The organism is Streptomyces odontomachicola (assembly GCF_039605595.1).
In the GTDB taxonomy this organism is placed as follows: Bacteria; Actinomycetota; Actinomycetes; order Streptomycetales; family Streptomycetaceae; genus Streptomyces.
Genome location: NZ_JBCFOK010000001.1, coordinates 521,171 through 547,426 on the forward strand (window position 1 = coordinate 521,171; position 26,256 = coordinate 547,426).

The window sequence follows — 26,256 nt, forward strand, 5'->3', positions numbered from 1 at the left end:
CGACGGCGAGAGCTGTGAGAACCCGGGGCGCCGCGGCCGCGCTGCTGTGCGCGCTGCTGTGCGGGGCGTGGCTGCCGCAGGAGGCGGCGGCCGCGTCTCCGGACGGCGCGCGCGGCGGTTGGTCGGCGGCGCCTGTCACCTCGGACGGAGCGCTGAAGCAGGAGGGCGGGGCCCGGACCGGGTTCTACCTCGCGGGCGAGCCGGGCACGGTGCTCAAGGACGCCGTGGCGGTCGTCAACAAGAGCGCGCAGGCCCGCACTTACCGGGTGCGGGGCACCGGGAAGTGGTTCGCTTTCGCCAAGAAACAGGTACGGGTCCCGGCCAGGACCCGCGCCGAGATCCCGTTCACCGTGACCCTGCCGGGCGGCGCCGTACCGGGCGACCACCCCTCGGCCGTGGTGGTCGGTGACGGACAGCGGGAGCAGCGGGTCGGCGTGCGGCTGCGGGTGCTCGGCCCGGCGCTCTCCGCGCTCAGCGTGGAGGACGTACGGGTGCGGGACACCGGAAAGGGCCCGGCCGAGATCGCGTACGTCCTGGTGAACCGGGGCAACACCACGCTCTCGCCGCGCCTTTCGGTCCGTGCCGACGGGGTCTTCGGCGAGCTGCTGCGGCGCCCCGAGCGCGCGCTGGACGTGGAGCTGCCGCCGGGCGCGCGCAAACGGATGCGGGAGCCCTGGTCCTCGCCGCCCGCGCTGGACTCGGCGAAGGTCTCGCTGCGGGTCGCGGCGCAGGCGGGCGCGAAGGGCGAGGGCAGTGCCGGGTACACCGCGGTGCCGTGGGGCGTGTTCGGCGGCCTCGGCGCGGTGGCCGCAGCCGGAGCCGCCGTCGCCTGGCGGCTGCGCCGCCGCCCCCGTCGGGAGGGAGAGCAAGGATGACCGAGCAGCCAACATTGTCATGCCCGCATCCGATCGTCAGGGCCCGGCGCAGAGCCGTGCCGCTCGCCCTCGTCCTCGCCCTGTGCGGGCTGCTCGTCGCGGGGTTCCTCGCGCCGGGGCGGGCCGCCGCGGCTCCCCAGGGCAAGGAGCGCATCTCGCTCTCCGCCAAGGAGGCCGGCACCGGCGGCAAGGTCACCGTGACCGGCAAGGGCTTCCGCCCCGGCGCGCTGCTCACGCTCCTGATCTGCGGGCAGAACGCCATCGGCGGCACCAACTCCTGCGCCAACCAGCAGGGCCGCGCGGTCACCACGGACAAGCAGGGCGGCTTCAGCAAGAAGCTGCCCGTGGCGGAGCCCCCGGCCGCCTGCCCCTGCGTCGTACGGGCCGCGACGGTGACCGGCGCCTACGCGGACGCCGACGCGAAGTTCCAGGTGGCCGGGCACCCCGTGAAGCCGCTGCCGAGGGACGCGGGGGGCGGCAGGCTCACCGTGCTCGCGGCGCGGCTCGAAGGGGAGAGCGGGCTGCTCACGTGGTTCGGCGCTGCGCCGTCCCGCCAACTGGTGCTGACCGTGGGCAATGTGGGCTCCACCCCGGCCCGCGACCCGGTCTTCGACATCGGCACCTCGCACGGCGTCTACTCGCCCGACTGGGAGCAGCAGCAGTGGCGCGGCACCGTGGACCCGGGCCGCAAGGCGCAGGTCAAGCTCCCCGTCGAACTGTCGGCCGGGGCGCACGGCGACTACACGGTGGCCGCCAAGTACAGCGGCAAGGTCCTCACCGAGCAGCCCTGGGAGGTCGGCAGGCCCTGGGGCGTGACGCTCTTCTGGGTGCTGCTGTGCGTGGTCGTCCCCGCCGCCGTGTTCCGCGCCGGCATGGCCGTCGTGGACCGGCTCAGGCCGCGCCGCCCGGGCCAGATCGTCACCGGCGAGCCGCGCCCCGGCTCCGAGCGGCCCCGCGGCAGGGCCCGTACGGGGTTCGGGCGCGGCAAGTCGTCGGGGGCGCGCGAACACCCCGTACGCGGCGGGGAGTCCTCGCCGTCCGGGGGCGGCGCGCTGCCCTGGTTCACCCCGGACACCCTCGACGCGGCGCCCCGCACACGCCGCACCGGCGCCGGAGAGTCCGGCGAAGGCCGCACCACCATCTCCGCACCTTCCGATGACCGTCCCACATCGAAGGGAAACACGTGATGAGGCAACGACGGCGCGCGATCGGCGCCGCCCTGATGTTCGGCGGCGCGAGCGTCCTGATGGCCGCGGGACCCGTGTACGCGGACGACCCCGGACTGCCCCAGGCGCCCGGGGCGCCGCAGGCCCCCGACACATCGAAGATCCCCGGCGCCGACAAGCTCCCCAAGCCGTCGGACACCGACAAGATCCCGGGCGCGGACAAGCTGCCGAAGCCGCCCGCCGGAGTGCCGGGGCTGCCGGGCTCCGACAGCGGCGGCGGGAGTTCGGGCGGATCCTCCGGCGGGGGAGGGGAGAGCGGCGGGAGCTCCGGCGGGTCCTCGGCGAGCGGCGGCGGCAGCGGCGGGAGCGACGCGGGCGGCGGCTCGAAGACCGGCAAGGAGGTGCAGGTCCCCTACCAGTGCAAGACCCCGATCGGCGACAAGAGCGCCACCTCGCCCGTGCAGATCGACGCGGCGAAGAGCGGCGAGGGCTACCAACTCACCGTGAAATTCAGCAAGTCCGTGATGGACAGCCCGGCCCAGATCCAGAAGGGCCAGGTCAAGCCGTCCATGGCGGTCAAGGTGGGCGGTGACGACAAGGGCACCGCCCAGGTCGAGGGCCCCACCAACGAGAAGGCGATCAAGCAGGGCGACCCGATCGAGATCCCGGACCTCAAGGGCCCGTACAAGCCGGGCGCCAAGGGCAAGGCGACGCTCACCCCGGGCGTGCTGACCGTCAAGGCGATGGGCACCACCACGACCTGCACGCCCTCCAAGGACCCCGGCCCCTCGGTGACGGTGGAGACCAGTGACGAGGGCGGCACCAGCGGCGGCGGCAGCGCGGGCGGCGGCGGAGCCGCGGGCGGTTCCTCCGGCGGCGCGGCGGCCTCGGGCGGCGGCGGCTCGGCCCCGCAGAGCGCGGGCGGCAGCGGCGGACTGGCGGAGACCGGCGCCTCGGACAACGGCTCGCTGGAGGCACTGGGCCTGGTCGGCGGGACCGTGGTCCTGCTGGGCGGCGCGGTGTTCACCTTCACGCCGTGGCGGCGCCTCACCCGCTGAGGCGGGCCCGGGGCGCGAGTGAGCCGGGTACGAGTGAGGGGGCGGGCCCACGTGGGTCCGCCCCCTCGACTCTCCTGCGACGTCTAGCCGTCCAGATCCTCGATCGTCGCGATGGACGGCCCGCGGCGCGCCGAGATCCTCCGCGCGCTCTCCTCGGCAGCGCCCAGCACCCGTACCGCGTTCTGCCAGGTCAGCTTGGACAGGTCGGTCTCCGACCAGCCGCGGCGCAGCAGTTCGGCGATGAGGTTGGGGTAGCCCGACACGTCGTCGAGGCCCGAGGGCGTGAAGGCGGTGCCGTCGAAGTCGCCGCCGATGCCGATGTGGTCGATGCCCGCCACCTCGCGCATGTGGTCCAGGTGGTCGGCGACGGTGGCCTCGGTGGCCACGGGGCGCGGGTTCTCGGCCTCGTACGCGCGCTGGAGCTTGAGCGCCTCGGCGCTGCCGTCGAGCGGGTGCAGGCCGTGCCGGCGCATGTTCTCATCGGCGCCCTGCGTCCAGGAGATCGCCTCGGGCAGGATGAACTTCGGCACGAAGGTCGCCATCGCCACCCCGCCGTTGCCCGGCAGCGCCTCCAGCACGTCGTCCGGGATGTTGCGCGGGTGCTCGCACACCGCGCGGGCCGAGGAGTGCGAGAAGATCACCGGCGCCTCGGTGACCCGCAGCGCGTCCCGCATCGTGGTGGCCGCCACGTGCGAGAGGTCGACCAGCATGCCGAGCCGGTTCATCTCCCGTACGACCTCCTCGCCGAAGCGGGAGAGCCCGTCCGCGCGGGGCTCGTCGGTCGCCGAATCCGCCCACGCCAGCGAGTCGTTGTGGGTGAGCGTCATGTAGCGCACGCCGAGCCGGTGGAGCGCGCGCAGCGTCGCCAGCGACTCGTCGATGCTGTGCCCGCCCTCGGCGCCCATCAGCGAGGCGATGCGGCCCTCGGCGCGCGCCGTCTCCATGTCGGCAGCGGAGAAGGCCAGCCGCAGCTCCTCCGGATACCGCTCGGCCAGCCGGCGCACCACGTCGATCTGCTCCAGGCACGCGCTGACCGCGGAGTCCCCGGTGAGATCGGTGCGCACGTACACCGACCAGAACTGCGCGCCCACACCGCCCGACCGCATCCTGGCCAGGTCGGTGTGCAGGTGGGCCGACTGGTCCTCGGCGATGTCGCGCGCGTCCAGGTCGTAGCCGCACTGCTCGCGCAGCGCCCAGGGCAGGTCGTTGTGCCCGTCCACCACCGGGGTCCTGGCGAGCAGGGCGTGGGCGCGGCCCAGCAACTCCACGTCGGGGGCCGTCACTTGCCGCCCCCGAAGCCGAAGCCCGCGTCCCCGGCCGCCACCTTGGCGCGCAGCTTGCGGCCCTTCTCGGTGGCCTGCTCGTTGAGGTTCTCCTGGAAGCGCTCCATGCGTTCGCGCAGGTCCGCGTCGTGCGCGGCGAGCATCCGCACCGCCAGCAGGCCCGCGTTGCGCGCGCCGCCCACCGAGACGGTGGCGACCGGGACGCCGGCCGGCATCTGCACGATGGAGAGCAGCGAGTCCATGCCGTCCAGGTACTTGAGCGGCACCGGCACGCCGATCACCGGCAGCGGGGTCACCGAGGCGAGCATGCCGGGCAGGTGCGCTGCGCCGCCGGCGCCCGCGATGACGGCCTTGAGACCGCGGTCGGCCGCCTTCTCGCCGTACGCGACCATCTCGCGCGGCATCCGGTGCGCCGAGACCACGTCGACCTCGTACGGCACCTCGAACTCGTCGAGGGCCTTGGCCGCCGCCTCCATCACGGGCCAGTCGGAGTCCGAGCCCATGACGATGCCTACTGAGGGGTGCTCCGAGCTTGTCATTCGGTGATCGTGCCTCGCAGGTAGCCGGCGGCGTGGGCGGCGCGCTCGCGCACGTCCTCCAGGTCGTCGCCGTAGGTGTTGACGTGCCCGACCTTGCGGCCCGGCTTCACGTCCTTGCCGTACATGTGGATCTTGAGCTGCGGGTCGCGGGCCATGCAGTGCAGGTAGCCGGCGAACATGTCCGGGTAGTCGCCGCCCAGCACGTTCGCCATCACCGTCCACGGCGCGCGCGGCCGCGGATCGCCCAGCGGGAGGTCGAGCACCGCGCGCACGTGGTTGGCGAACTGCGAGGTGATCGCGCCGTCCTGGGTCCAGTGGCCGCTGTTGTGCGGGCGCATGGCGAGCTCGTTCACCAGGACGCGGCCGTCCTTGGTCTCGAACAGCTCCACCGCGAGGTGCCCCACGACCTCCAGCTCGTGCGCCACCTTCAGCGCGAGCTCCTGCGCCTGCACGGCGAGCTCGGGGTCGATGCCGGGCGCCGGGGCGATCACCGTGTCGCACACGCCGTCGACCTGGATGGACTCCACGACCGGGTACGCCACGGCCTGGCCGTGCGGGGAGCGGACCACGTTCGCGGCCAGCTCCCGCGCGAAGTCCACCTTCTCCTCGGCCAGCACGGGCACGCCCGCCTTGAAGGGCTCCGCCGCGTCCTCGGCGCTGCGCGCGATCCACACGCCCTTGCCGTCGTAGCCGCCGCGCACGGTCTTGAGGACGACGGGGAAGCCCTCGTCGGGGGAGCCCTCAGCCGCGAAGGCCGCCACGTCCTCGGGGTCCCGCACGATGCGGTGCCGCGGACACGGCACGCCGGCCGCGACAAGGCGCTGCCGCATCACGCCCTTGTCCTGCGCGTGCACGAGCGCGTCGGGCCCGGGGCGTACGGGGATGCCGTCCGCCTCCAGGGCGCGCAGGTGCTCGGTGGGGACGTGCTCGTGATCGAAGGTGATCACGTCGCAGCCGCGCGCGAAGGCGCGCAGGGTCTCCAGGTCGCGGTAGTCGCCGACGGTCACGTCGCCGACCACCTGCGCAGCCGAGTCCTGCGGGGTGTCCGAGAGGAGCTTGAATCTGATGCCGAGCGGGATGCCCGCCTCGTGGGTCATGCGGGCGAGCTGACCGCCGCCGACCATGCCGACTACCGGGAACGTCACGCCCCTCAGGGTATCGGCACACCTCATGCGCGCTGCGGCCACGTCCGCCGCAGACGTCACCGGAGGGGCGGTGCGGGAGCTGCGGGCGCGGCCGGGAGAGGCCCTACGGATGGCGGCTGCGCCTGGTTAGCATGAGGACGCTGCGGACAACGCCGACCATCGCCTACCGGAACGGGGCTTAGCGATCATTGGGAGCGGATGGCGCACTCTGCGCCCACGCCTGGCGGGAATCGCGCGTGAGCTGGGCAAATTCGGAGCCGTCGGAGCCATCGGCTTCCTGGTGAACGTCGTCGTCTTCAACCTCTGCATGCACACCCTGAAGCTGGCCCCCGTACGCTCCGGGGTGATCTCCCAGGTCGTCGCCATCGGCACGAACTACCTGGGGAACCGCTACTGGACGTACCGGCACTCCGACAAGCGGCGGGTGCGCAGGGAGACGGCCAGCTTCTTCTTCTTCAGCGGGATCGGCCTGGTCATCGAGAACGGCGTGCTGGCGATCTCGCACTACGGCCTGGGCCACACCTCGACGCTCGCCGACAACATCGCCAAGAACGTCGTCGGCCTCGGCATCGGCACCCTCTTCCGCTTCTGGGCCTACCGCACCTGGGTGTTCAAGAGCCCAGAGGACTCGGGCGGTCCCGGTGCGGGCGAGGGCCGGGACGGCCAGGGCTCCGGCGGCGGTGCGGCCTCGGGGCCGGAGGGCGGCGGCGAGGGTACGCGGCAGCGCACCCGGTCACTCCGCAGGCTCCTCGTCCGCCGCGTGGCCGGGCGAACCCGGCGTTTCCCTCCCGAGGAAGAGGGCGAAGACCGGCGGCTGCTGCTGAAGTAGTTCGAGCCGGCCGCCGTCCGCCTCCGCGAGGTCGCGGGCCACGGCGAGCCCGAGCCCCGTGGAGTTCCGCCCGCTGACGGTCCGCTCGAACACCCGCGAGCCCAGCTCGGGGTCGACGCCGGGGCCCTCGTCCGTGACCTCGACGACCGCCTGGTTGCCCGTGGTCCTGGTGCGCAGCGCGACCCGGCCCTGGCCGTGCATCAGGGAGTTCTCGATGAGCGTGGCCACCACCTGGGCCACCGCGCCCGGGGTGCCCACGGCGCGCAGCCCGGTCTTGCCGGAGCGCACCAGGGCACGGCCCGCGCTGCGGTAGGCGGGCTTCCACTCCTCGATCTGCTGCTTGACGATCTCGTCCAGGTCGAAGCCGACGGCCGAACCCGAGCGCGGGTCGCGGGAGTTGGTGAGCAGCCGCTGCACCACGTCGGTCAGCCGCTCCACCTGCGCCAGCGCGATCGTGGCCTCCTCCTTCACGATGGCCCGCTCCTCCGGGTCGTCGTGGTCGGCGGTGGCGATGATCTCCTCGAGCCGCATGGACAGCGCGGTCAGCGGCGTACGCAGCTGGTGCGAGGCGTCGGCCGCGAGCCGCCGCTCGGCCGTGAGCATCCGCCCGATCCGGTCGGCGCTGGCGTCCAGCACGTCCGCGACCCGGTCCAGCTCCGGCACCCCGTATCTGCGGTGCCGCGGCCTGGGGTCGCCCGAGCCGAGCCGCTCGGCGGTCTCGGCGAGGTCGGTCAGCGGGGCCGCGACCCGGTGCGACTGGCGCACCGCGAGGATCGCGGCGGCCGCGACCGCGAGCAGGGCCACCGCGGCGATGATCAGCAGGGTGCGGCCGACCTCGTCGCGGACGTTGGCGTGCGCCTCCTCGACGATGACCTTCTCGTCGTGCCCGCCGGTCTGGGAGGCCTCGATGACCTTGCCCTTGGGCTTGTGCCCCAGCTCGATGGGCTCCTTGCCGCGCACCTCGATGCGGACGTAGCGGTTGCCCGAGACGGTGGTGCCCATCGTCTCCGGGGTCACCTTCTCGCCCGCGACCAGACGGCTCTCCACCACCGACATGAGCCGTACGGCCTCGGACTGCACGCTCTCCTGCGCGCTGTTCTCGATGGTGCGGGACTCGACGATGACCAGCGAGACGCCGAACACGGCGACCACCACCAGCACCACCGCGAGGGTGGACTGGATCAGACGACGCCTCAAGTGCGGACCCTCAGCTCTTCTCGAAGCGGAACCCGACGCCGCGCACCGTGGCGATGTAGCGCGGGTTCGCCGCGTCGTCGCCGAGCTTCTTGCGCAGCCAGGAGATGTGCATGTCCAGGGTCTTGGTGGAGGACCACCAGGTGGTGTCCCACACCTCGCGCATGAGCTGGTCCCGGGTGACGACCCGTCCGGCGTCTCTCACCAGCACCCGCAGGAGGTCGAACTCCTTGGCGGTGAGCTGGAGCTCCTCCTCGCCCATCCACGCGCGGTGCGACTCCACGTCGATCCGCACGCCGTGGGTGGCGGGCTGCTGCGCGGGCTCGGCCGTGGCGCCGCGGCGGAGCAGCGCGCGCACCCGCGCGAGGAGTTCGGCCAGCCGGAAGGGTTTCGTCACGTAGTCGTCCGCACCGGCGTCCAGGCCGACGACGGTGTCCACCTCGTCGGCGCGCGCGGTGAGGACGAGCACGGGATAGGCATGGCCCTCGTTGCGGAGGCGGCGGCAGACCTCCAGGCCGTCCATGCCGGGAAGTCCGAGGTCCAGCACCACCAGATCGATGCCGTCCCGCAGTCCGGCTTCGAGAGAGGTGGGGCCGTCCTCCCGCACCTCGACCTCGTACCCCTCCCGGCGCAGTGCGCGGGCGAGCGGTTCCGAGATCGACGCGTCATCCTCGGCGAGCAGTACACGGGTCATGGCCCGATGGTAGTCCTCGTCGCCGAGCGCAAGGGCGGTCCCCGGGAAGCGCGGATGATCTTTGGTGACGCGTGCACGTCACCTTTGAAACCCCGGAAAGGTTTCGGGAAGGCGCTGTGATCTACGTCGCATCCTCTTCCGTCGCGCGTGCACGGGTGACTTATGGTGAGGAGGTTTTTGAAGTGACCCGTCCAGGTCCTCCGCTCGCGGTACCACCGCCGGGGGCCCTGAGCTGCGAAGGCCGTGGCTTCCGGCCGCGGCCCGACCACCTCCCGCCGGGCGTCGCTCCTGTTCCGTGCTCCGGGCGCGTACTCCGCGTACCTCGCGTATTCCGCATACCCGGATTCCGGGCATGCGCGCGTCCCGACCCCACAAGGAACCGCACATGACGTCCACCGAGACGAAGGGAGCCGTCGGCAATCCCGGCGGGAAGACCTTCTTCGGCCACCCACGAGGCCTGGCCCCTCTGTTCATGACCGAGATGTGGGAGCGCTTCAGCTTCTACGGGATGCGCGCCCTGCTGGTGCTGTATCTGACCGCCGCGGCGTCCGAAGGCGGCATGGGGATGGCGACGGCCACGGCCGTCGCGCTCTACTCCGTCTACAACGCGACGGTCTACCTGATGTCGATGCCCGGCGGCTGGCTCGGTGACCGGGTGTGGGGCCCGCGCAAGACCGTGGCCATCTCCGCCTCCGTCATCATGATCGGCCACGCGCTGCTGGCGGTGGGCGTCGACGCCCTCTTCTTCGTGGGCCTCGTCTTCATCGGTGTCGGCTCGGGCCTGCTGAAGTCCAACATCTCGACGATGGTCGGGCACCTCTACCAGGGGCCGAACGACCCGCGGCGCGACGGCGGCTTCACCGTCTTCTACATGGGCATCAACATCGGCGGCTTCACCGCGCCGCTGCTGATCGGCTGGGCCGGGCAGAGCGTCTCCTGGCACCTGGGCTTCGGCCTCGCCGCGGTCGGCATGGGCCTCGGCCTGATCCAGTTCCTGTACGGGACCCGGCACCTGTCCGCCGAGTCCTCGGTCGTGCCGAACCCGCTGTCGTCGCAGGAGAAGAAGAGCGCGCTCCGCAACCTGCTCGTCGCGGTGCTGATCCTGGCGGTCTTCTACGGGGTCGTCGTGTTCGCCGACGTCTTCACCATCGACTGGGTGCTGTGGCCCGTGAGCATCGCCGGGCTGGTGCTGCCCACGTACTACTTCACCAAGATGAAGCGGGACCGGGAGGTCACCGGGGACGAGCGGAAGAAGCTCACCGGCTACATCTGGTTCTTCATCACCGCGGCGATCTTCTGGATGATCTTCGACCAGGCCGGCTCCACGCTGAACCTGTTCGCCAAGGACAGCACCTCGACCGACCTGCTCGGGTTCACCTTCCCGACGAGCTGGTTCCAGTCCGTGAACTCGTTCTGGGTCATCCTCCTCGCGCCGGTGCTGGCCGCGCTCTGGGTCAAGCTGGGCCGCCGCAACCCGTCCACCACGGCGAAGTTCTCGATGGGCCTCATCGGCGTCGGCGCCTCGTTCGTGCTGATGATGCTCGCGATGCAGGCGGCCTCCGGCGGCGACAAGGTCACCCCGCTGTGGCTGATCGCCGTGTACCTCGTGCAGACCCTCGCCGAGCTGTGCCTCTCGCCGGTGGGCCTGTCGGTGACCACCAAGCTGGCGCCGGTGAAGTACGCGAGCCAGCTCATGGGCGTGTGGTTCCTCGCCGTGACCGCGGGCGACTGCGTCTTCGCCATCCTGCAGCTCGGCATCGGCGACGCGGCCAGCGGGAAGCTGGGCTTCGGCCTCCAGGGCGTCTTCGCCATCCTGGCCGGCTTCGCCTTCCTGATGGCCCGCGGCAAGATCCGCCCCCTGCTGGGCGACGTGAAGTAACCCTCCCGGGCCCCACGACGGCGTCCCTCCCTTTCCGGGGAGGGACGCCGTTTTGCTGCGTGCTGGGTGCGACCGCCGGGGCGAAGCCCCGGACACCCGGCCCGAAACGACCCTTGAACTTTCAGAGGTACGCTGGTCATCCAGGGCTTTCGTCGGAATGAACACGCCAAAAGACCCTTCTGGCGCCCATCCGGCGATCGTCACCCTGATCCCAGTGCATGATCTGCGCCCCCGCCCCGCCGCGCGACGACGCGCGCCCGGGGCCGGGGACGCGTGCGGCGGCTCCCCGCGCCGCCCCCACCCAGCAGCAAGGAACCACCATGGCGTCCACCGCGACCAAGGACGCGCCGCAGGACCTGCCCGCGGCGAACGGCGGCAGCGGAAAGTCCTTCTTCGGACACCCCCGCGGCCTGGCCACCCTCTTCATGACCGAGATGTGGGAGCGCTTCAGCTTCTACGGCATGCGCGCCCTGCTCGTGCTCTACCTGACGGCCGCGGTCGTGGACGGCGGCATGGGGATGGCGACGGCCACGGCCGTCGCGCTCTACTCCGTCTACAACGCGACGGTCTACCTCATGTCGATGCCGGGCGGCTGGCTCGGCGACCGCGTATGGGGCCCGCGCAAGACCGTCGCGGTCTCCGCCTTCGTCATCATGATCGGCCACGCGCTGCTGGCCACCACGGTCGAGGCCCTGTTCTTCGTGGGCCTCGCCCTCATCGGCGTCGGTTCAGGACTGCTCAAGTCCAACATCTCGACGATGGTCGGACAGCTCTACAAGGGCCCGGACGACCCGCGGCGCGACGGCGGGTTCACCGTCTTCTACATGGGCATCAACATCGGCAGCTTCACGGCCCCGCTGCTCATCGGCTGGGCCGGGCAGAGCGTCTCCTGGCACCTGGGCTTCGGCCTCGCCGCGCTCGGCATGCTGCTGGGCCTGGTGCAGTTCCTGTACGGGACCCGGAACATGCCGCCGGAGTCCGCCGTGGTGCCCAACCCCCTGGACGACGGCGAGCGCCGCAAGGCCCTGCGCAACACCCTGCTCGCCGTCCTGGTGCTGGCCGTGTTCTACGGCGCCGTGGTGCTGGCGGACGCCTTCACCATCGACTGGGTGCTGTGGCCGCTGAGCATCGCGGGGCTCGTGCTGCCCGCGTGCTACTTCGTGAAGATGAAGCGCGACCCCGAGGTGACCGCGGACGAGAAGCGGAAGCTGAGCGGCTACATCTGGTTCTTCGTGGCCGCCGCGATCTTCTTCATGATCTTCGACCAGTCCGGCTCCACGCTGAACCTGTTCGCCAAGGACAGCACCTCCACCGACCTGCTCGGGCTCACCTTCCCGACGAGCTGGTTCCAGTCGGTGAACCCGATGTGGGTGATGATCCTGGCGCCGGTGCTGGCCGCGGTGTGGGTCAAGCTCGGCCGCCGCAACCCCTCCACCACCGCGAAGTTCTCGGCGTCCCTCATCCTGGTCGGCGCCTCCTTCGGCCTGATGATGCTCGCCATGGCGGCGGCCTCCGGCGGCGAGAAGGTCAGCCCGCTGTGGCTGATCGGCGTCTACCTGATCCAGACCCTCGCCGAGCTGTGCCTCTCCCCTGTCGGCCTCTCGGTCACCACCAAGCTGGCCCCGGCCAAGTACGCGGGCCAGCTCATGGGAGTGTGGTTCCTCGCGGTGACCGCGGGCGACTGCGTCTTCGCGCTGGTCCAGCTCGTGGCGGGGGACGCCGCGACCGGCCGTACGGGATTCGCCGTGCAGGGCGTGATCGCGGTCGTGGCCGGCCTCGCGTTCCTGGCGAGCCGGAGCCGGATCAGGCCGCTCCTCGGCAGCGTGAAGTAACCCCCACGCGAAGCCGCCACTCGGGCCCCCGGACGGCGCACCGCCCCGTTCGGGGGCCCAAGCCGTGCGGCCCTGCGGCCGCTTCGTGAGCCTGTGGGGGTGCGTCGACTCCTCATCAGCCTCGCGGTCTGTGCGGTACTCGTCCTCTGCACGACGCCCGCACTGGAGACCGGCATAGCCCCCGCGGCACCGCCCGCGCCCGGCTCAGCGTCCGACACCGCCTCCGACTCCGGCCCGGCCTCCGATTCCGGCCCGGCCTCCGACTCCGGCACAGGCTCAGGCCCCGATTCCGCGTCCGATCCCGTCGCCGCGCGGGACCCCGCGCCGGCGCCCGCCGACAACCTGGGCAGCGCGGGCCGCACCGCGCCCAGGTCCGAGGCGGACTACGCGTACGGCCGGGACGCCCGCCAGAAGCTCACCGCCCACTGGCAGCGCGGCGCCCCCTCGCAGGGCGCGCGCCGCCCCGCCGTCGTGCTGCTGCACGGCGGCTTCTGGTATCAGGACCAGCACCCCGCATGGGACACCTGGGCCAAGAACCTCACCGACAAGGGCTTCGCCGCCTTCACCGTGCGCTACCGGCGCAACAGCGACGCCCACTGGCCCGCGCAGCGCGCCGACGTGCTCAGCGCGCTGGCCTGGATCAGGAAGCGGGCGGGCTCCTTCGGCGTGGACCCCGGCCGCATGGTGCTGGTCGGCTCCTCGGCCGGCGGCCATCTCGCGCTCAGCGCCGCCACGTACGGGGGCGGGAAGCGCGTGGCCGGCGTGGTCGGGCTCTCCGCCGTCGCCGACCCGCTGCGCTCCTGGCGCCAGGGCGGCGCGGCGAAGGGCGACGGCCCGGCCGACAGGAACGCGCGCCGGGTGCGCGGCGAGGCCCAGGTGCTGGCCGGCTGCGCGCCGCGCGCGGGGGAGCCGCGCTCGGCCTGCTCGCGGCGCTGGCAGGACATGCGCGTGCTGCGGCACGCCTCGGGCGCCGCCGACCCGCCGATGCTGCTCCTGCACTCGCGCGGCGACTTCGTGCCGGTCGCGCACGCCCGCGACCTGGTGCGCGCCGAGCGCCGCGCGGGCGCGCCCGAGGGCCGGATGCGGTACGAGGTCAAGGACGGCAGCGCGCACGGCGGCCCGATCCTGCGGCTGCCCGGCGTCAACCGCGAGGTCCTGAACTGGATCAGGGAGCACACACGACCGGCCGCCGGATGATCCGGCGGCCGGTCGGGGGGTCCGTGCTTCTCGTCGTGCCCGTTACGGCAGGTTGCGGGACATCACGACGCGCTGCACCTGGTTGGTGCCCTCGTAGATCTGCGTGATCTTCGCGTCCCGCATCATGCGCTCGACCGGGTAGTCCCGGGTGTAGCCGTAGCCGCCGAGGAGCTGCACCGCGTCGGTGGTGATCTCCATCGCGGCGTCCGAGGCGTAGCACTTGGCGGCCGCGCCGAAGAAGGTCAGGTCGGAGTCGACGCGCTCGGACTTGGCCGCGGCCGCGTAGGTGAGCTGCCGCGCGGCCTCCAGCTTCATCGCCATGTCGGCGAGCATGAACTGCACGCCCTGGAAGTCGCCGATCGGCTTGCCGAACTGCTTGCGCTCCTGGACGTAGCCCTTCGCGTAGTCCAGGGCGCCCTGCGCGATGCCCAGCGCCTGCGCGGCGATGGTGATGCGCGTGTGGTCCAGGGTCTTCATCGCGGTGGCGAAGCCCGTGCCCTCCTCGCCGATCATGCGGTCGGCGGGGATGCGCACGTTGTCGAGGTAGACCTCGCGGGTGGGGGAGCCCTTGATGCCGAGCTTCTTCTCCGGGGCGCCGAAGGAGACGCCCTCGTCGCCCTTCTCCACGACGAAGGCGCTGATGCCCTTGGTGCGCTTCTCGGGGTCGGTGACGGCCATGACCGTGTAGTAGTCCGAGACGCCCGCGTTGGTGATCCAGCGCTTCACGCCGTTCAGCACGTAGCTGTCGCCGTCGCGTACGGCCTTGGTCTTCATGCCGCCCGCGTCCGAGCCCGCGTCCGGCTCGGAGAGGCAGTAGGAGAACATCGCGTCGCCCTTGGCGAGCGGCGTCATGTACCGCTTCTTCAGGTCCTCGGAGCCGGAGAGGATCACCGGCAGCGAGCCCAGCTTGTTCACGGCCGGGATCAGCGAGGAGGAGGCGCACACCCGGGCGACCTCCTCGATCACGATGACGGTGGCCAGCGCGTCGGCGCCGGCGCCCCCGTACGCCTCGGGGACGTGCACCGCGTGCAGGTCGTTGGAGACGAGCGCGTCCAGCGCCTCCTGCGGGAAGCGGCCCTCCTCGTCGACCTCGGTCGCGAACGGAGCGATCTTCGCCTCGGCCAGTCCGCGCACCGAGTCGCGGAGCATGTCGTGCTCCTCGGCGGGCCGGTAGAGGTCGAAGTCGGCGGCGTTGCTGTTTCCGTTGGACGCCAAGTTGTCTCACTCCTCCTGAGCCGCCGTTCGCGGTGGCACGGCGCGGCATGGGCGGGCACTGCAAAGCAAATTACCGTTAAGTAACCCGAATTCTAGAGGGCATTCGGGGGCTCGCGATACGTGAGCTTCACGACAGCCTTCCCGGGCCCGGGCTCCACGGGAATGCCCGCGGGCGCGCCCCGTTATGCTCGCGGGCAGCGTTCGCCCAGCGTTTGCCGGCAGTTACAGGAGCACCGATGGCCCCCGCCCCCAGGATCACCGTGATCGGCACCGGATATCTCGGTGCCACCCACGCAGCCGCCATGGCCGAGCTGGGCTTCGAGGTGCTGGGCCTGGACGTCTCCGCCGAGAAGATCGCCGTGCTGGAGCGCGGCGAGGCCCCGATGTACGAGCCGGGCCTGGAGGACCTGCTGCGCAAGCACGTCGCCGGGCACGAGGGCGCGAGCGGAAGGCTCCGCTTCACCACCTCCTACGCGGAGGCCGGGGAATTCGGCGACATCCACTTCATCTGTGTGAACACCCCGCAGCGGCACGGCGAATACGCCTGCGACATGAGCTATGTGGACAGCGCGGTCGCCTCGCTCGCCCCGCACCTGAAGCGGCCCGCGCTCGTGGTCGGCAAGTCCACGGTCCCCGTCGGGAGCGCCGAGCGGCTGGCCGCCGAGCTCGCCGCGGCCGCCCCCGTCGGCGAGGACGCCGAGCTCGCCTGGAACCCGGAGTTCCTCCGCGAGGGCTTCGCGGTCAAGGACACCCTGCACCCGGACCGGCTGGTGGTCGGCGTGCGCAGCCAGCACGCCGAGGACCTGCTGCGCACGGTGTACGCGCAGCCGATCGCCGAGGGCTCGCCCTTCGTGGTCACCGACTTCCCGACCGCCGAGCTCGTGAAGACCTCGGCCAACTCCTTCCTGGCCACGAAGATCTCGTTCATCAACGCCATGGCCGAGGTGTGCGAGGCCGCAGACGGCGACGTCGTGAAGCTGGCCGAGGCGATCGGGCACGACGAGCGGATCGGAAGTAAGTTCCTGCGCGCCGGCATCGGCTTCGGCGGCGGCTGCCTGCCCAAGGACATCCGCGCCTTCATGGCCCGCGCCGGCGAGCTGGGCGCCTCCGAGGCGCTGACCTTCCTGCGCGAGGTCGACTCGATCAACATGCGGCGCCGCGCCCACATAGTCGAGCTGGCACGCGAGGCGCTCGGCGGCAGCCTGCTGGGCAAGCGGATCGCCGTGCTCGGCGCCACCTTCAAGCCCGACTCCGACGACGTACGGGACTCGCCCGCGCTGAACGTCGCAGGTCAGCTCCACCTCCAGGGCGCCCAGGTCACGGTGTACGACCCGAAGGGCAACGAGAACGCGCGCGCCCTCTTCCCGACGCTGGGCTACGCGCCGAGCGCGCTGGAGGCGGTGCGCGGCGCCGACGTGGTGCTGCACCTCACCGAGTGGCGCGAGTTCAAGGAGCTGGACCCGGCGGTGCTGGGCGAGGCGGTGGCCAGGCGGCACCTCCTGGACGGGCGCAACACCCTCGACCCTGAGCTGTGGCGCAAGGCGGGCTGGACCTTCCGCGCGCTGGGGCGGCCGCGCGCCTGAGGGCCCTCCGGGGTCAACTGCGCGTGTCGCGGGGCTTGTCGGCCTTGTTCGCCCTGTTCCTGTACGCGCGCATCTTCGCCCTGCTGCCGCAGACGGCCATGTCGCACCAGCGTCTGCGGCCCGCCGGGCTCCTGTCGTAGAACGCCCACAGGCAGTCGTGCGCCTCGCACACCTTGAGCCGCTGCCAGGCGCCGTCCGCCGAGGCCGCGGCGATGTCGGCGGCGATCCGCGCGGTGAGCGCGCGCATGCCGGAGAGCCCCTCCGCCGGGCGCAGCGCCGCCGCCCCCGTACGGTCCACGCCGAGCGCCAGCGGGGCGTGCCCCAGCCGCTCCCCGAGCACGGCCGCCTCGTGCGGCGGCATGTCCGTGCCCGCGTGGGCGAGGCAGGCGGCGCGCAGGCATTCGCGCAGCTCGCGCAGGTCGGCCCCGTGCCGGTCGCGGTCGAGCCCCATCGGGCCGAGCCCGTGCCGCCGTACGAAGTCCGCGAAGCCCGCTCCCTCGGCGAGCGCGTCCTCGCCGGTCTCCACGTCCCGGGTGTTCACCAACTCCCGCACCAGGACGAGGGAATCCGGCATGCCGTTGTCCGCCACGGTTGCCACGTTACCGGTACGGGGCCATCATGAGGTAACCGAAGGCGTTACCACCAAACCCAACCAAGGGGTAACCATGGCCATCGCGACAATGGGCGTCGTCGTCCTGGACTGTCCCGACCCGCAGCGGCTCGCCGAGTTCTACGCGGGCGTGCTGGGCTGGCGCATCGACCCCGCCGAGAGCGACTCCGAGTGGGTCGAGGTCGCGGGCCCCGAGGGCCGGCGCCTCGCCTTCCAGGAGTCCCCGGGCTTCATCCCGCCCCAGTGGCCGAGCCTGGAGCACGGCCAGCAGCTGCACCTGGACTTCGACGTACCGAAGGACCGCTGGGACGAGGCCGAGAACGAGGTGCTGGCGCTCGGCGCGAAGCTGGTCCAGTCCGAGACGGAGGAGGGCGACTGGCGCGTCTACCTGGACCCGGCGGGCCACCCCTTCTGCCTCTGCGCGAAGTAGCGGGGCGAGGGCGCGCGACCAAGCGAGGGGCGGGCCGGAAGGATCCGGCCCGCCCCTCGGAATTCAGTGGCGCGGTCTGGCGCGGTCAGTGCCTCTGGGCGACCTCTCAGCGGTCGGAGGTGACGGTCACCTTCTCGTCGTTCTTGAGCTGGTTCACCAGCTCGTGCACCTTCGGCTTGTCCCACAGGAGGGAGCCGGAGGGCCCGGACACCATCTGGACCGGCATGTTCATGGACTTGCCCTGGCCGCTGGTCACGTCCTTCATCGCGTAGAACATGGACGCCAGGTTCCACAGGCTCATGTCCTTGTCGACGGTCAGCGTGTCCAGGCCGGCGCCCATCGTGGGGTAGAGCCGGAACGGGTTCATGACCGTCGACGGGGTGGCCGTCTGGTTGGCCAGCGCCGAGAGGAACTTCTGCTGGTTCTTCGTACGGCCGAGGTCGCTGTCGCCGGTGCCCGCGTGCCGGTTGCGGACGAAGGAGAGGGCCTGCCTGCCGTTCAGGACCTGCTTGCCCTTCTTGAAGTCGGCGCCGGAGTTCTTGTCCTTGATGTCCTCGGGGATGTTCATCTCGACGCCGCCGACCGCGTCCACGATCTGCGCGAAGCCGCCGAAGCCGATCTCCGCGTAGTGGTCGATCTTCAGCCCGGTGTTGTGCTCGACGGTGCGGGTGAGCAGCGTCGGACCGTCCTGCGCGTACGCCGCGTTCAGCCGGGTGTGCTGGGTGTTGGTGTAGTGCTTGCCCGACTCCGCGCCGGTGAACGGCGGGATCTCCACCCACGAGTCGCGCGGCAGCGAGATCATCGTCGGCCCGTCCGAGCCCACGTGCAGGATCATCATCGAGTCGGTCCGCTTCCCCTCGGCCGACCCGGTGTGCAGGTCCTTCTTCTGCTGCGCTGTCATGCCCTCGCGGCTGTCCGAGCCCACGATCAGGTAGTTCGTGCCGCTGCCCGCGTCGGGGCGGTTCTCGACGATGCCGAGGTCGACCTTGCGCTGGAGCTTGGAGTCGGCCCAGAAGTAGGTGCCGATGGACCAGGCGAGGAACACCACGAGGACCGTGATGACGGTCACCTTGATGCGGCGGCCCCAGTTGGGACGCGGCCGCCGGTCGTAGGCGTAATCGTCGTCGTAGCCGCCGTGGCCGCCGCCACCGCCCCGGTAGACCTGGCCCGTGTTGTAGCCCGAGTCGTATCCGGGGCCCGGGTCGCCGGCGTAGCCCCCTCCGCCCTGGGCGGGTACGCCCTGGCGGGGTGACTGAGGCATGACACTTGTCGGGTCTGGTCGTCCGGGGCCTCCGCGACCTCGCCGGTCGCGGGAGCCCTCGGTCCATCCGTCGGGCCACTGATTCATGCCGGGCAGTGTGCACCTGGTACGGCGTGCGAACCCAGCCCGGTGTCCGCTTCGGTCGAATGCTGTAGCAGTTCTGATGCAAAGCCGTCGCACCGGTGTCCATCTTGTCCCCGCATATGGTGGAGGACATGACCGACCAGGCCCTTACCGCGGACGACACCCTTCCGGGCAAGCCGACCGCCGCGTCCCGCACCACCCTGTCCCACATCATGACGGGGAACGACACCAACCTCCTCGGCACCGTGCACGGCGGCGTGATCATGAAGCTGGTCGACGACGCGGCGGGTGCGGTCGCGGGGCGGCACTCCGAGGGCCCAGCGGTGACCGCCTCCATGGACGAGATGGTGTTCCTGGAGCCGGTGAGGGTGGGCGACCTGGTCCATGTGAAGGCCCAGGTGAACTGGACGGGCCGGTCCTCCATGGAGGTCGGCGTGCGGGTGCTGGCCGAGCGCTGGAACGAGTCGACGCCGGCCACCCAGGTCGGCAGCGCCTACCTGGTGTTCGCCGCGGTGGACACGGACGGCAAGCCGCGCGCCGTACCGCCGGTCGTCCCGGAAAGCGACCGGGACAAGCGGCGTTACCAGGAGGCGCAGATCCGCCGCACCCACCGGCTGGCCAGGCGCCGCGCGATCAGGGAGCTGCGGGAGCAGAAGCAGCACGCGGAGCCCGACCAGCACGCGTGAGCCGCCGCGAGCCGCGCACCCCGACCGCGCGCCCCTCACGAGCGGACGGCCTCGCGAGCAGCCGGCCTCATGAGCAGGGGCCTCACGAGCAGGCCACCTTGTCGCCCGTGACCGCCTTGCCGTCCGGCTCCGGCGCGCCGTCCGAGCCGCCGTCGGGCGAGCTCGCCCGCACCTTCCGTACGTCCTTGTAGTCCGAGCCCACGGTGACCCGCATCACCGGGCCGCGCCCCTTCTCCTCCTTGAGCTCGGCCCCCGGAACGGCCTTGGCCAGCGAGCGGGCCGAGGCGTCCCAGCGCGGGTCGTAGGAGATCACGGTGTGCTTGGCCTTCTTGTCCTCGGCGTTCCGCGGGATGCCCGTGGTGTCGAAGCCCGCGCCGCGCAGCGCCTGATCGGCCTTGTGGCCCAGCCCCGGCGTACCGGTGCCGTTCTCCACCTGCACCTTCACGTTGTCCGGCGCCACCTCGACCGGCACGCCCGAGCCCTCGCCCTGCTTGGCCTCCTCCTTGCCGTGCTCCTTCTTCTTGTGCGCCGCGAGCGGCTTGTCGGCGCGCAGCTTGCCGAACAGGTCGCGGGCCCGCGAGTCGTCCCACTGCACCGTCGAGCCGAGCCCCGGCACCCGGTTGTCGGTGTTCTTGATCGGCACCGAGACGAACTCGGACGAGGACGGCGAGAAGCCGCGCATGGCCTGCCCGAGCTGCATCATCTGCTCGGTGCCGAAGCCCGGGTCGGCGCGCACCGAGGAGAGCATGGCGGAGGAGACCTTCTGGAACTTCGCCGGGTTCAGCAGCACCCCGCTGTCGGTCGCCTTCGTCAGCACCGAGGCGAGGAAGCGCTGCTGGCGCTGCATCCGCCCGATGTCGGCCGCCGCGTCCAGGTGCCGGGCGCGTACGTACTGCAGGGCCTCGCCGCCGTTCAGGTTCGAGGTGCCGGCGGGCAGGTCCAGCCCCGAGTGGTCGTCCTTGAGCGGTTTGTCCGTGCACACCGGCACCCCGCCCAGGGTGTCGACGGTGCGCATGAAGCTGGTGAAGTCGACCTCCAGGTAGTGGTCCAGGTGCACCCCGGTCATCTTCTCCACCGTCTGCGCGGTGAGCTGGGGACCCCCGTGCGTGTAGGCCGAGTTGAGCTTCGCCGGCAGCGTGTCGGTCCACTTGCCGGAGATCTTGTCCTTGTGCGGCGGCAGTTCGGCGTACGAGTCGCGCGGCAGGCTCACCACGCTGGCCCGGTCGCCCTCGGCCGAGACGTGCACCAGCAGCAGGGTGTCGGTGCAGTCGCACGCCGAGCCGCCGAGGTTGTACTTCTTGCGCTGCGCGTCGCTGATCTTGTCCCGCTTGTCGGTGCCGACCACCAGGAAGTTCAGCCCGTCCGTGCTGCCCGGGCGCCCCTTCATGCCCTTGAAGGCGTCCACCCGGCGCACGTTCTGGTCCAGGTCGGAGACCATGACGTTGCCCACGCAGCTCGCGGTCAGCACGAGCGCCGAGACGGCGGCCGACAGTCTCAGACCCCAGCGCGGCGTGCGGCCTTCCCGGCCGCGCGGCGGCGTGCCGGGGCGTCCTGACCTGGGCGTACTCGAGGGCGGCCGTGACGAGGGCTGGCGGTGGGGCGGTGCGGGCAACTGACACCTCGCGGCGTGCGAACGGGACCGTCGGGCGGGGGCGTGGAGCTGCGCTCTGCGGTCGGTCGGCTACTTTCCGTACGTCTCGCACCGTAGGCCGATATGACCGGGCGCGCCTCCCTCACACGCCCAATGGCCCAGCGCCCGCTACCCGGCTGGCGTGCGGGGCCCTCATCCGTACGCGGTACCGTGAGCGGCGTGACTGATAGCGCCACCCCACCCGCCGAACTGGCCGCGCTCCCCGCCGTATCGGTGATCATGCCGGTGCTCAACGAGGAGCGGCACCTGCGCACCGCGGTGCGGGCCATCCTGGAGCAGGAGTACGAGGGCGAGCTCGAGGTCGTCATCGCGCTCGGGCCCTCCGAGGACCGCACGGACGAGATCGCGGCCGAGCTGGTCAGCGAGACCGCGTCCGGCAAACGGCGGGTCGCCACCGTGCCCAACCCCACGGGCCGCACCCCCGCCGCGCTGAACGCGGCGATCAAGGCCTCCCGGCACCCCGTCGTGGTGCGCGTGGACGGGCACGGGATGCTCTCGGCGAATTACATCGCCACCGCCGTGCGGCTCCTGGAGGAGACCGGCGCGGCCAACGTGGGCGGCATCATGCACGCCGAGGGCGAGAACGCCTGGGAGGAGGCCGTCGCAGCGGCGATGACCTCCAAGATCGGCGTGGGCAACGCGGCCTTCCACACCGGCGGGCAGGCGGGGCCGGCCGAGACCGTGTATCTGGGCGTGTTCCGGCGCGACGTGCTGGAGCAGCAGGGCGGGTACAACGAGGAGTTCATCCGCGCGCAGGACTGGGAGCTCAACTTCCGCATCCGCGAGGCGGGCGGCCTGGTGTGGTTCTCGCCCGACCTGCGGGTGTCCTACCGGCCCCGGCCCAATGTGCGCGCCCTCGCCAAGCAGTACAAGAACTACGGCCGTTGGCGGCACGTGGTCGCGCGCTATCACTCCGGCTCCATCAACCTGCGCTATCTCGCGCCGCCGGCCGCCGTGTGCGCGATCGCCGCGGGCACGGTCGTGGGTGTGCTGGTCACGCCGTGGGGCCTGGTGGTGCCCGGCGGCTACCTCGCCGCGATCGCCGCGGGCTCCTTCCCGGCGGGCAAGGGCCTCTCGGCCGCGTCCCGCGTCCGCATCCCGCTGGCGCTGGCCACCATGCACATGTCCTGGGGCTGGGGCTTCCTGACCAGCCCCAAGAAGCTGGCCCGCAAGGTCATCGCCAGCCGCCGCGAGCCGGTGCGGGCCGGGGCGGCGGAGACCGCCGAGCGGCAGCCCTCGTAACGAGGCCGCACACAGCGAAGCGCCCCGGGCGACGCCCGGGGCGCTTTCACGTGGCCTGCGGCCGGGCTCAGAACCTGTACGCCGGGTTCACGTCCATGCAGGCGCCCTTGTCCTTGCCGTTGAGCGCGTCGGCGCTGTCCGGCGCCTTGTTGTCGTCCTTGCCGCCGGAGCCGCCCTTGTCCGCGTCGTCCTGGGAGCCGCCGCCCGCGCCCGCCGGGTAGCGCTCGCCCTGCCGCCAGTCGGCGCCGATCACGAGCGTCACCTCGTCCACGCCCGTGGAGTGCTTCAGCGAACTCTCCGGCAGGCCGAGGGACTTGGCCACCGCGAGCGCGTCGCCGCGCTGGCCCTCCCGCGGGTAGCTGACCGTCGTGTCCGCCTGCGACTTGGGCGTGGCGTCCGCGACGGTCTGCGCGAAGCCCTGCCGCCCCAGCACCTCGGTGATCTGGCCCGCGCGCCCGGTGACGGGAGCCTGGAGCGCCGTGCCCGTGCCGTTGAGCACCCGTACGGGCAGCTCGGCCTGGGGCGTGGAGGGCTTCGTGGGCTCGGGCTTCTTCGCCGGGCCGTGCTTCTTCTTGTCCTTGCCGTCCAGCGCGACGTCGTTGCGGACCATGGAGAACAGCTTGTCCGCGTCGCCGTCCTTGGGCTCCACATAGCCGCCCGGCGCATAGCGCCACGGCATCGTCGTCATGGTGATCCGCCCCGTGGGCACCCGGCGCAGGTCGCTGCCCAGGTCGTAGAGCTTCTTCACCGAGCCGATGCCGGTGTCCACGGTGAGCGCCTCGGTCGCGGCCTCGGCCAGGTCGCGCAGCTTCCCCGGGTCGGTGAGCTTGGTGCCCGACTTGAGCTGCCGCACCATCGAGTTCATGTACATGTGCTGCGCCTTCGCGCGGCCGATGTCCGTACCGTCGCCGAAGCCGTGCCGGGTGCGCAGCCAGTGCAGCGCCTGCTCGCCGCGTACGACGGAACGCCCCTTGCGCAGCCGCAGGTGCGACTTCGGGTCGCGCACGTTGTCCTTCACGCACACCGGTACGCCGCCGACCGCGTCCGCCATGGAGACCACGCCGGAGAAGTCGATCATCATGAAGTGGTCTACCGGGATGCCGGTCAGCTCCTCCCAGGTGGCGACCGTGCAGCCGGGACCGCCGCGCTGGAGGCTGGAGTTGATGCGTCCCGTGGTCTCCGGATAGACCTTCCCGTCGTCCGGGTCGGTGCACTTGGGGATCGTCGCCTTGGTGTCGCGCGGGATCGAGATCACCGACATGTTGCTGCGGTCGGCCGACACGTGGAGCATCATCTGCACGTCGGCGAGCGGCGGCCTGCCGCGGTCGGCGCGCGAACCGCCGAGCTTCGCGTTGTCCCCGCCGTCCCGCGAATCCGAGCCCAGCAGAAGGATGTTGAGGGGCGTCTGCCCCGCGGCGTTCGGCCCGGTCTTGTCGAGCTTGCTGTCGCCGAGGTTGAGGATGTCCTTGCCGAGATTGCCGTTGAGGTACTGGTAGTAGAAATACCCGGCGCCCGCGACGAGCAGCACCAGCACCGAGAACGCCGAGACGATCCAGAGCAGCACGCGTCTGCGCCGCCGCGCGGGGCGGCGGCGTGCCGAGTGCTTGTCCTCCCCCTGGCGGTCCCGGTCCCGTTTCACCGGGCCGCGTTCATGCGGCTCACCGTCGCCGTCACGGGTGTCCCCGCCCTCGTTCCGTTCCCTGTCCCGGTCCTCGTACAGGGAATCGTCCCAGCCCCTGTCGCGGGCCGTGGGTATGCGCGAGCGCTCACCCTGCCCTCCCCGGACGCCGTTCTGCCGCACGGGCCCTCCCCGCTGTCCTGTATCCAGCAGCGCAGCGGGCCCGTCGCTTCCTCGCGCCGTCCCCCGGCCGCCCGCTGGGGCGACCGGGGGACCGGGCTCACTTCGCGCAGATGTTCTTGTCGTTGCCGTTCACGTTCTGTACGCCGGCCGGCGCCTTGTGCTCGACCTCCACGGGCTTGCCGGGACCGTTGAAGTCCTGGCCCAGCGTGAGCTTCATCGCCCCACCGCCCCCGGAGCCGGGCTTGAGCGCCGACTTCGGCAGGCCCAGCAGATGGGCCACGGTCGCCGCCTGCCCCGCCTGCGCGTGGCTGAACTCCAGCTTGGTCTTGCCGCCCGCGCCCCCGGCGTTGCCGCCGTTCTGTGCCTGGCCGACGCCCTTGGTGCCCAGCCAGTCCGCGGTCTGCTGCGCGGCGCCGGGCGGGCCGCCGCCATTCTGCACGGCGACGTTCACCTCGGAGGCAGGGGCCTGCTTGGCGTTCAGTGCTGCCTTCTTCTTCTTGGCCTTCTCCTGCTTGGTCTTCGTCAGCGACTGGTCGTTGCGGATCATGTTGAACAAGGGCTTCGCCTTCGCCTTGTCCTGAATGACGGTCGCCGGGTCGTCGGGGTTGTCCAGCACCGGCAGCGTCGCGAAGGTGATGTTCTTCGGCTTGACCTGCTTGAGGTCGTTGGCCAGGTCGTACAGCTTCCCCACGGTGCCGATGCCGGTGTCCACGGTGAGCGCCTTGGTCGCCGCGCTGGACAGGTCCATCAGCTTCGACGGGCTGCTGAGCGTGTCCCCGGACTGCATCTTGCGCATCAGCGAGCTGAGGAACTGCTGCTGGAGCTCGATGCGGCTGAGGTCACTGCCGAGGCCCACCGAGTGCCGGGTGCGCACGAAGGCCAGCGCCTGCTCGCCCTTCACGGTGTGCTTGCCGGGCGTCAGGTGCAGGTGCGACTTGGGATCGTTGATCTCCTTGCCCGCGCAGACCGGCACGCCGCCGACCGCGGTGGACAGCTCCTTCACGGCGTTGAAGTCCGCCAGCATGAAGTGGTTGATCTTGATGCCGACCATCTTCTCGACCGTGCGCCAGGTGCAGCCCGGGTCGCGCTCCGACTGCCCCAGGCTGGTGTTGAAGCGCGCCTGCTGCTGGCCGCGGATCGTCTTGGTCGTCCCGTCCTTCTGCTTGGTCGGGCAGTCCGGGATGTCGGTGAGCATGTCGCGCGGGATGGACAGCGCCGTGGCGTTGGAGCGGTCCTTGGAGACGTGCAGCAATATCGTCGTGTCCGCGTGCCCGACGCTGCCGGTGTCGCCGTAGCCCGCGTTGCCCTTGCCGTCGCGCTTGTCGGTGCCCATCACGAGGATGTTGACCGGCCCGTCGGTGGTCGCGGCGTTGTTCATGCCGACGTCGACCTTGCTGATGTTGCCGTTCAGCTGGTCGTAGAAGATGTAGCCGCCGGTGCAGCCCGCGACGAGGAGCAGCCCCAGCGCGCCGCCGCCCCAGCGCAGCGCCTTCTGCTTCTTCGACAGCCCCGTGCGCGCCCGGCGGCTGCGCCGCCCGTGGCCTCCGGACCGGTGTCCGGCCACCGTCGCGGCACCGGCCGTCGCAGCGGCCCCCGACACCTTCTTGCCCTTGCGGCGCTGCCCCGGCACGCGGCGGCCGCCCGAACCGTGCGCGGCGGCCGTCTCGCCCGCCGCCCCCGCGCCCTCCGCGGCGCCTGCCCGGTCCGCGCCCCTGGAGCGGCGGGAACCGGTGGAGGATCTTCTCTGGCGCGGTGCGGTGGGGCGGGCGCTGCCCTGCTCCGAGGCGGAGCCGTCGGCAGCGTCATTCAGCCGGAGCTGATAGCTGCCGGTGTTCGGATCGAACACCCACTGATCCGCGGGATCGATATCGCCCGCGTGCCCACGGCCTTGCGCGTTCACGATTGCGTAAGTCCTCCATTTACCGCCTGGCGTCGCCCCTCGGGGCGGACCGGAGCGCTCACACTAACCGGGGTATTCCTTGGTGAGCGACGTCGGTGACTG

At 71.6% G+C, this 26,256-nt stretch carries 22 protein-coding genes and 1 pseudogene; 12 read left to right on the forward strand and 11 right to left on the reverse strand.

Annotated features, from left to right (window positions below):
- The first annotated feature begins 14 nt into the window (after positions 1–14).
- The 3 genes and pseudogenes from ABEE00_RS02450 to ABEE00_RS02460 form a co-directional block, all read left to right on the forward strand.
- A complete protein-coding gene (locus ABEE00_RS02450) occupies positions 15–875 on the forward strand; it encodes a COG1470 family protein (protein ID WP_345743473.1) in 861 nt (286 codons plus the stop codon).
- Positions 872–2,062 (forward strand): neocarzinostatin apoprotein domain-containing protein, encoded by a 1,191-nt coding sequence (locus ABEE00_RS02455; protein WP_345743474.1) that lies wholly within the window; start codon positions 872–874, stop codon positions 2,060–2,062. The genes ABEE00_RS02450 and ABEE00_RS02455 overlap by 4 nt, the downstream gene beginning before the upstream one ends.
- Before the next feature lie 239 nt (positions 2,063–2,301).
- Positions 2,302–3,099, forward strand: a pseudogene (locus ABEE00_RS02460) (hypothetical protein); the annotation flags it as partial.
- Positions 3,100–3,182: 83 nt separating this feature from the next.
- On the opposite strand, the gene ABEE00_RS02465 reads toward ABEE00_RS02460, so the two are convergent.
- The 3 genes from ABEE00_RS02465 to ABEE00_RS02475 are packed head-to-tail and all read right to left on the reverse strand — an operon-like array spanning position 3,183 to position 6,066.
- Positions 3,183–4,382, reverse strand: coding sequence for a dipeptidase (locus ABEE00_RS02465; protein ID WP_345743475.1), 1,200 nt, complete (start codon positions 4,380–4,382; stop codon positions 3,183–3,185).
- Positions 4,379–4,921: a 5-(carboxyamino)imidazole ribonucleotide mutase gene (gene purE, locus ABEE00_RS02470; protein ID WP_345743476.1), complete on the reverse strand. Its 543-nt coding sequence runs from the start codon at positions 4,919–4,921 to the stop codon at positions 4,379–4,381. The genes ABEE00_RS02465 and purE overlap by 4 nt, the downstream gene beginning before the upstream one ends.
- On the reverse strand, positions 4,918–6,066 hold the full coding sequence (locus ABEE00_RS02475; protein ID WP_345743477.1) for a 5-(carboxyamino)imidazole ribonucleotide synthase: 1,149 nt from the start codon (positions 6,064–6,066) through the stop codon (positions 4,918–4,920). Before ABEE00_RS02475 ends, purE begins: the two co-directional genes overlap by 4 nt.
- A gap of 280 nt (positions 6,067–6,346) precedes the next feature.
- Here ABEE00_RS02475 and ABEE00_RS02480 point away from each other — a divergent pair, with 280 nt between their 5' ends.
- Positions 6,347–6,895 (forward strand): GtrA family protein, encoded by a 549-nt coding sequence (locus ABEE00_RS02480; protein ID WP_451918478.1) that lies wholly within the window; start codon positions 6,347–6,349, stop codon positions 6,893–6,895.
- Here the strand turns inward: ABEE00_RS02480 and ABEE00_RS02485 are convergent.
- A complete protein-coding gene (locus ABEE00_RS02485) occupies positions 6,800–8,092 on the reverse strand; it encodes an ATP-binding protein (protein ID WP_345743478.1) in 1,293 nt (430 codons plus the stop codon). The genes ABEE00_RS02480 and ABEE00_RS02485 overlap by 96 nt on opposite strands.
- Positions 8,093–8,102: 10 nt before the next feature.
- The gene (locus ABEE00_RS02490) at positions 8,103–8,783 is read right to left on the reverse strand and encodes a response regulator transcription factor (protein ID WP_345743479.1); all 681 of its coding nucleotides are present in this window, start codon (positions 8,781–8,783) and stop codon (positions 8,103–8,105) included.
- A 385-nt stretch (positions 8,784–9,168) separates the two neighbouring features.
- Here ABEE00_RS02490 and ABEE00_RS02495 point away from each other — a divergent pair, with 385 nt between their 5' ends.
- The 3 genes from ABEE00_RS02495 (at position 9,169) to ABEE00_RS02505 (ending at position 13,691) form a co-directional block, all read left to right on the forward strand.
- The gene (locus ABEE00_RS02495) at positions 9,169–10,662 is read left to right on the forward strand and encodes a peptide MFS transporter (RefSeq protein ID WP_345743480.1); all 1,494 of its coding nucleotides are present in this window, start codon (positions 9,169–9,171) and stop codon (positions 10,660–10,662) included.
- Positions 10,663–10,982: 320 nt separating this feature from the next.
- Positions 10,983–12,494, forward strand: a complete 1,512-nt coding sequence (locus tag ABEE00_RS02500; protein WP_345743481.1) for a peptide MFS transporter — start codon at positions 10,983–10,985, stop codon at positions 12,492–12,494.
- Positions 12,495–12,593: 99 nt separating this feature from the next.
- Positions 12,594–13,691 (forward strand): alpha/beta hydrolase, encoded by a 1,098-nt coding sequence (locus tag ABEE00_RS02505; RefSeq protein WP_345743482.1) that lies wholly within the window; start codon positions 12,594–12,596, stop codon positions 13,689–13,691.
- 42 nt (positions 13,692–13,733) lie between these two features.
- Here the strand turns inward: ABEE00_RS02505 and ABEE00_RS02510 are convergent, their stop codons facing one another.
- Positions 13,734–14,840 carry an acyl-CoA dehydrogenase gene (locus ABEE00_RS02510; RefSeq protein WP_345743552.1) on the reverse strand — a complete coding sequence of 369 codons (1,107 nt, stop codon included), beginning with the start codon at positions 14,838–14,840 and terminating at the stop codon, positions 13,734–13,736.
- 302 nt (positions 14,841–15,142) lie between these two features.
- Between ABEE00_RS02510 and ABEE00_RS02515 the strand changes: the two genes are divergently transcribed.
- Entirely contained in the window at positions 15,143–16,489 is a 1,347-nt protein-coding gene (locus ABEE00_RS02515) for a UDP-glucose dehydrogenase family protein (protein WP_345743483.1), read from the forward strand.
- Between the two features lie 13 nt (positions 16,490–16,502).
- On the opposite strand, the gene ABEE00_RS02520 is transcribed toward ABEE00_RS02515, so the two are convergent.
- Entirely contained in the window at positions 16,503–17,078 is a 576-nt protein-coding gene (locus ABEE00_RS02520) for a CGNR zinc finger domain-containing protein (RefSeq protein ID WP_451918479.1), read from the reverse strand.
- A 76-nt stretch (positions 17,079–17,154) separates the two neighbouring features.
- Between ABEE00_RS02520 and ABEE00_RS02525 the strand changes: the two genes are divergently transcribed.
- The gene (locus ABEE00_RS02525) at positions 17,155–17,529 is read left to right on the forward strand and encodes a VOC family protein (protein WP_345743484.1); all 375 of its coding nucleotides are present in this window, start codon (positions 17,155–17,157) and stop codon (positions 17,527–17,529) included.
- A 106-nt stretch (positions 17,530–17,635) separates the two neighbouring features.
- Here the strand turns inward: ABEE00_RS02525 and ABEE00_RS02530 are convergent, their stop codons facing one another.
- Positions 17,636–18,877 (reverse strand): LCP family protein, encoded by a 1,242-nt coding sequence (locus ABEE00_RS02530; protein WP_345743485.1) that lies wholly within the window; start codon positions 18,875–18,877, stop codon positions 17,636–17,638.
- Between the two features lie 128 nt (positions 18,878–19,005).
- On the opposite strand from ABEE00_RS02530, the gene ABEE00_RS02535 reads away from it, so the two are divergent.
- On the forward strand, positions 19,006–19,560 hold the full coding sequence (locus ABEE00_RS02535) for an acyl-CoA thioesterase (RefSeq protein ID WP_345743486.1): 555 nt from the start codon (positions 19,006–19,008) through the stop codon (positions 19,558–19,560).
- 82 nt (positions 19,561–19,642) lie between these two features.
- On the opposite strand, the gene ABEE00_RS02540 is transcribed toward ABEE00_RS02535, so the two are convergent.
- Positions 19,643–21,010, reverse strand: a complete 1,368-nt coding sequence (locus ABEE00_RS02540) for an LCP family protein (protein WP_345743487.1) — start codon at positions 21,008–21,010, stop codon at positions 19,643–19,645.
- Here ABEE00_RS02540 and ABEE00_RS02545 point away from each other — a divergent pair.
- Together ABEE00_RS02545 and ABEE00_RS02550 are read left to right on the forward strand one after the other, a co-directional pair.
- Complete coding sequence (locus ABEE00_RS02545; RefSeq protein WP_345743488.1) at positions 20,997–21,176, forward strand: hypothetical protein; 180 nt, start codon at positions 20,997–20,999, stop codon at positions 21,174–21,176. The genes ABEE00_RS02540 and ABEE00_RS02545 overlap by 14 nt on opposite strands.
- A 194-nt stretch (positions 21,177–21,370) precedes the next feature.
- A complete protein-coding gene (locus tag ABEE00_RS02550; protein WP_345743489.1) occupies positions 21,371–22,453 on the forward strand; it encodes a glycosyltransferase family 2 protein in 1,083 nt (360 codons plus the stop codon).
- Positions 22,454–22,520: 67 nt separating this feature from the next.
- Here ABEE00_RS02550 and ABEE00_RS02555 read toward each other — a convergent pair whose 3' ends face one another.
- Both ABEE00_RS02555 and ABEE00_RS02560 read right to left on the reverse strand, forming a co-directional pair.
- A complete protein-coding gene (locus tag ABEE00_RS02555) occupies positions 22,521–24,254 on the reverse strand; it encodes an LCP family protein (protein ID WP_345743490.1) in 1,734 nt (577 codons plus the stop codon).
- 97 nt (positions 24,255–24,351) lie between these two features.
- Positions 24,352–26,154 (reverse strand): LCP family protein, encoded by a 1,803-nt coding sequence (locus tag ABEE00_RS02560; RefSeq protein WP_345743491.1) that lies wholly within the window; start codon positions 26,152–26,154, stop codon positions 24,352–24,354.
- Positions 26,155–26,256: the final 102 nt, after the last annotated feature.

Bases quoted from the DNA above. Each gene is read 5' to 3' on its own strand.
- ABEE00_RS02455 (WP_345743474.1), top strand. From the start codon at position 872: ATGACCGAGCAGCCAACATTGTCATGCCCGCATCCGATCGTCAGGGCC.
- purE (WP_345743476.1), bottom strand. From the start codon at position 4,921: ATGACAAGCTCGGAGCACCCCTCAGTAGGCATCGTCATGGGCTCGGAC.
- ABEE00_RS02545 (WP_345743488.1), top strand. From the start codon at position 20,997: ATGACGTTGCCCACGCAGCTCGCGGTCAGCACGAGCGCCGAGACGGCG.
- ABEE00_RS02490 (WP_345743479.1), bottom strand. From the start codon at position 8,783: ATGACCCGTGTACTGCTCGCCGAGGATGACGCGTCGATCTCGGAACCG.
- ABEE00_RS02510 (WP_345743552.1), bottom strand. From the start codon at position 14,840: ATGCTCCGCGACTCGGTGCGCGGACTGGCCGAGGCGAAGATCGCTCCG.
- ABEE00_RS02515 (WP_345743483.1), top strand. From the start codon at position 15,143: ATGGCCCCCGCCCCCAGGATCACCGTGATCGGCACCGGATATCTCGGT.
- ABEE00_RS02525 (WP_345743484.1), top strand. From the start codon at position 17,155: ATGGCCATCGCGACAATGGGCGTCGTCGTCCTGGACTGTCCCGACCCG.
- ABEE00_RS02500 (WP_345743481.1), top strand. From the start codon at position 10,983: ATGGCGTCCACCGCGACCAAGGACGCGCCGCAGGACCTGCCCGCGGCG.
- ABEE00_RS02495 (WP_345743480.1), top strand. From the start codon at position 9,169: ATGACGTCCACCGAGACGAAGGGAGCCGTCGGCAATCCCGGCGGGAAG.
- ABEE00_RS02535 (WP_345743486.1), top strand. From the start codon at position 19,006: ATGACCGACCAGGCCCTTACCGCGGACGACACCCTTCCGGGCAAGCCG.
- ABEE00_RS02530 (WP_345743485.1), bottom strand. From the start codon at position 18,877: ATGAATCAGTGGCCCGACGGATGGACCGAGGGCTCCCGCGACCGGCGA.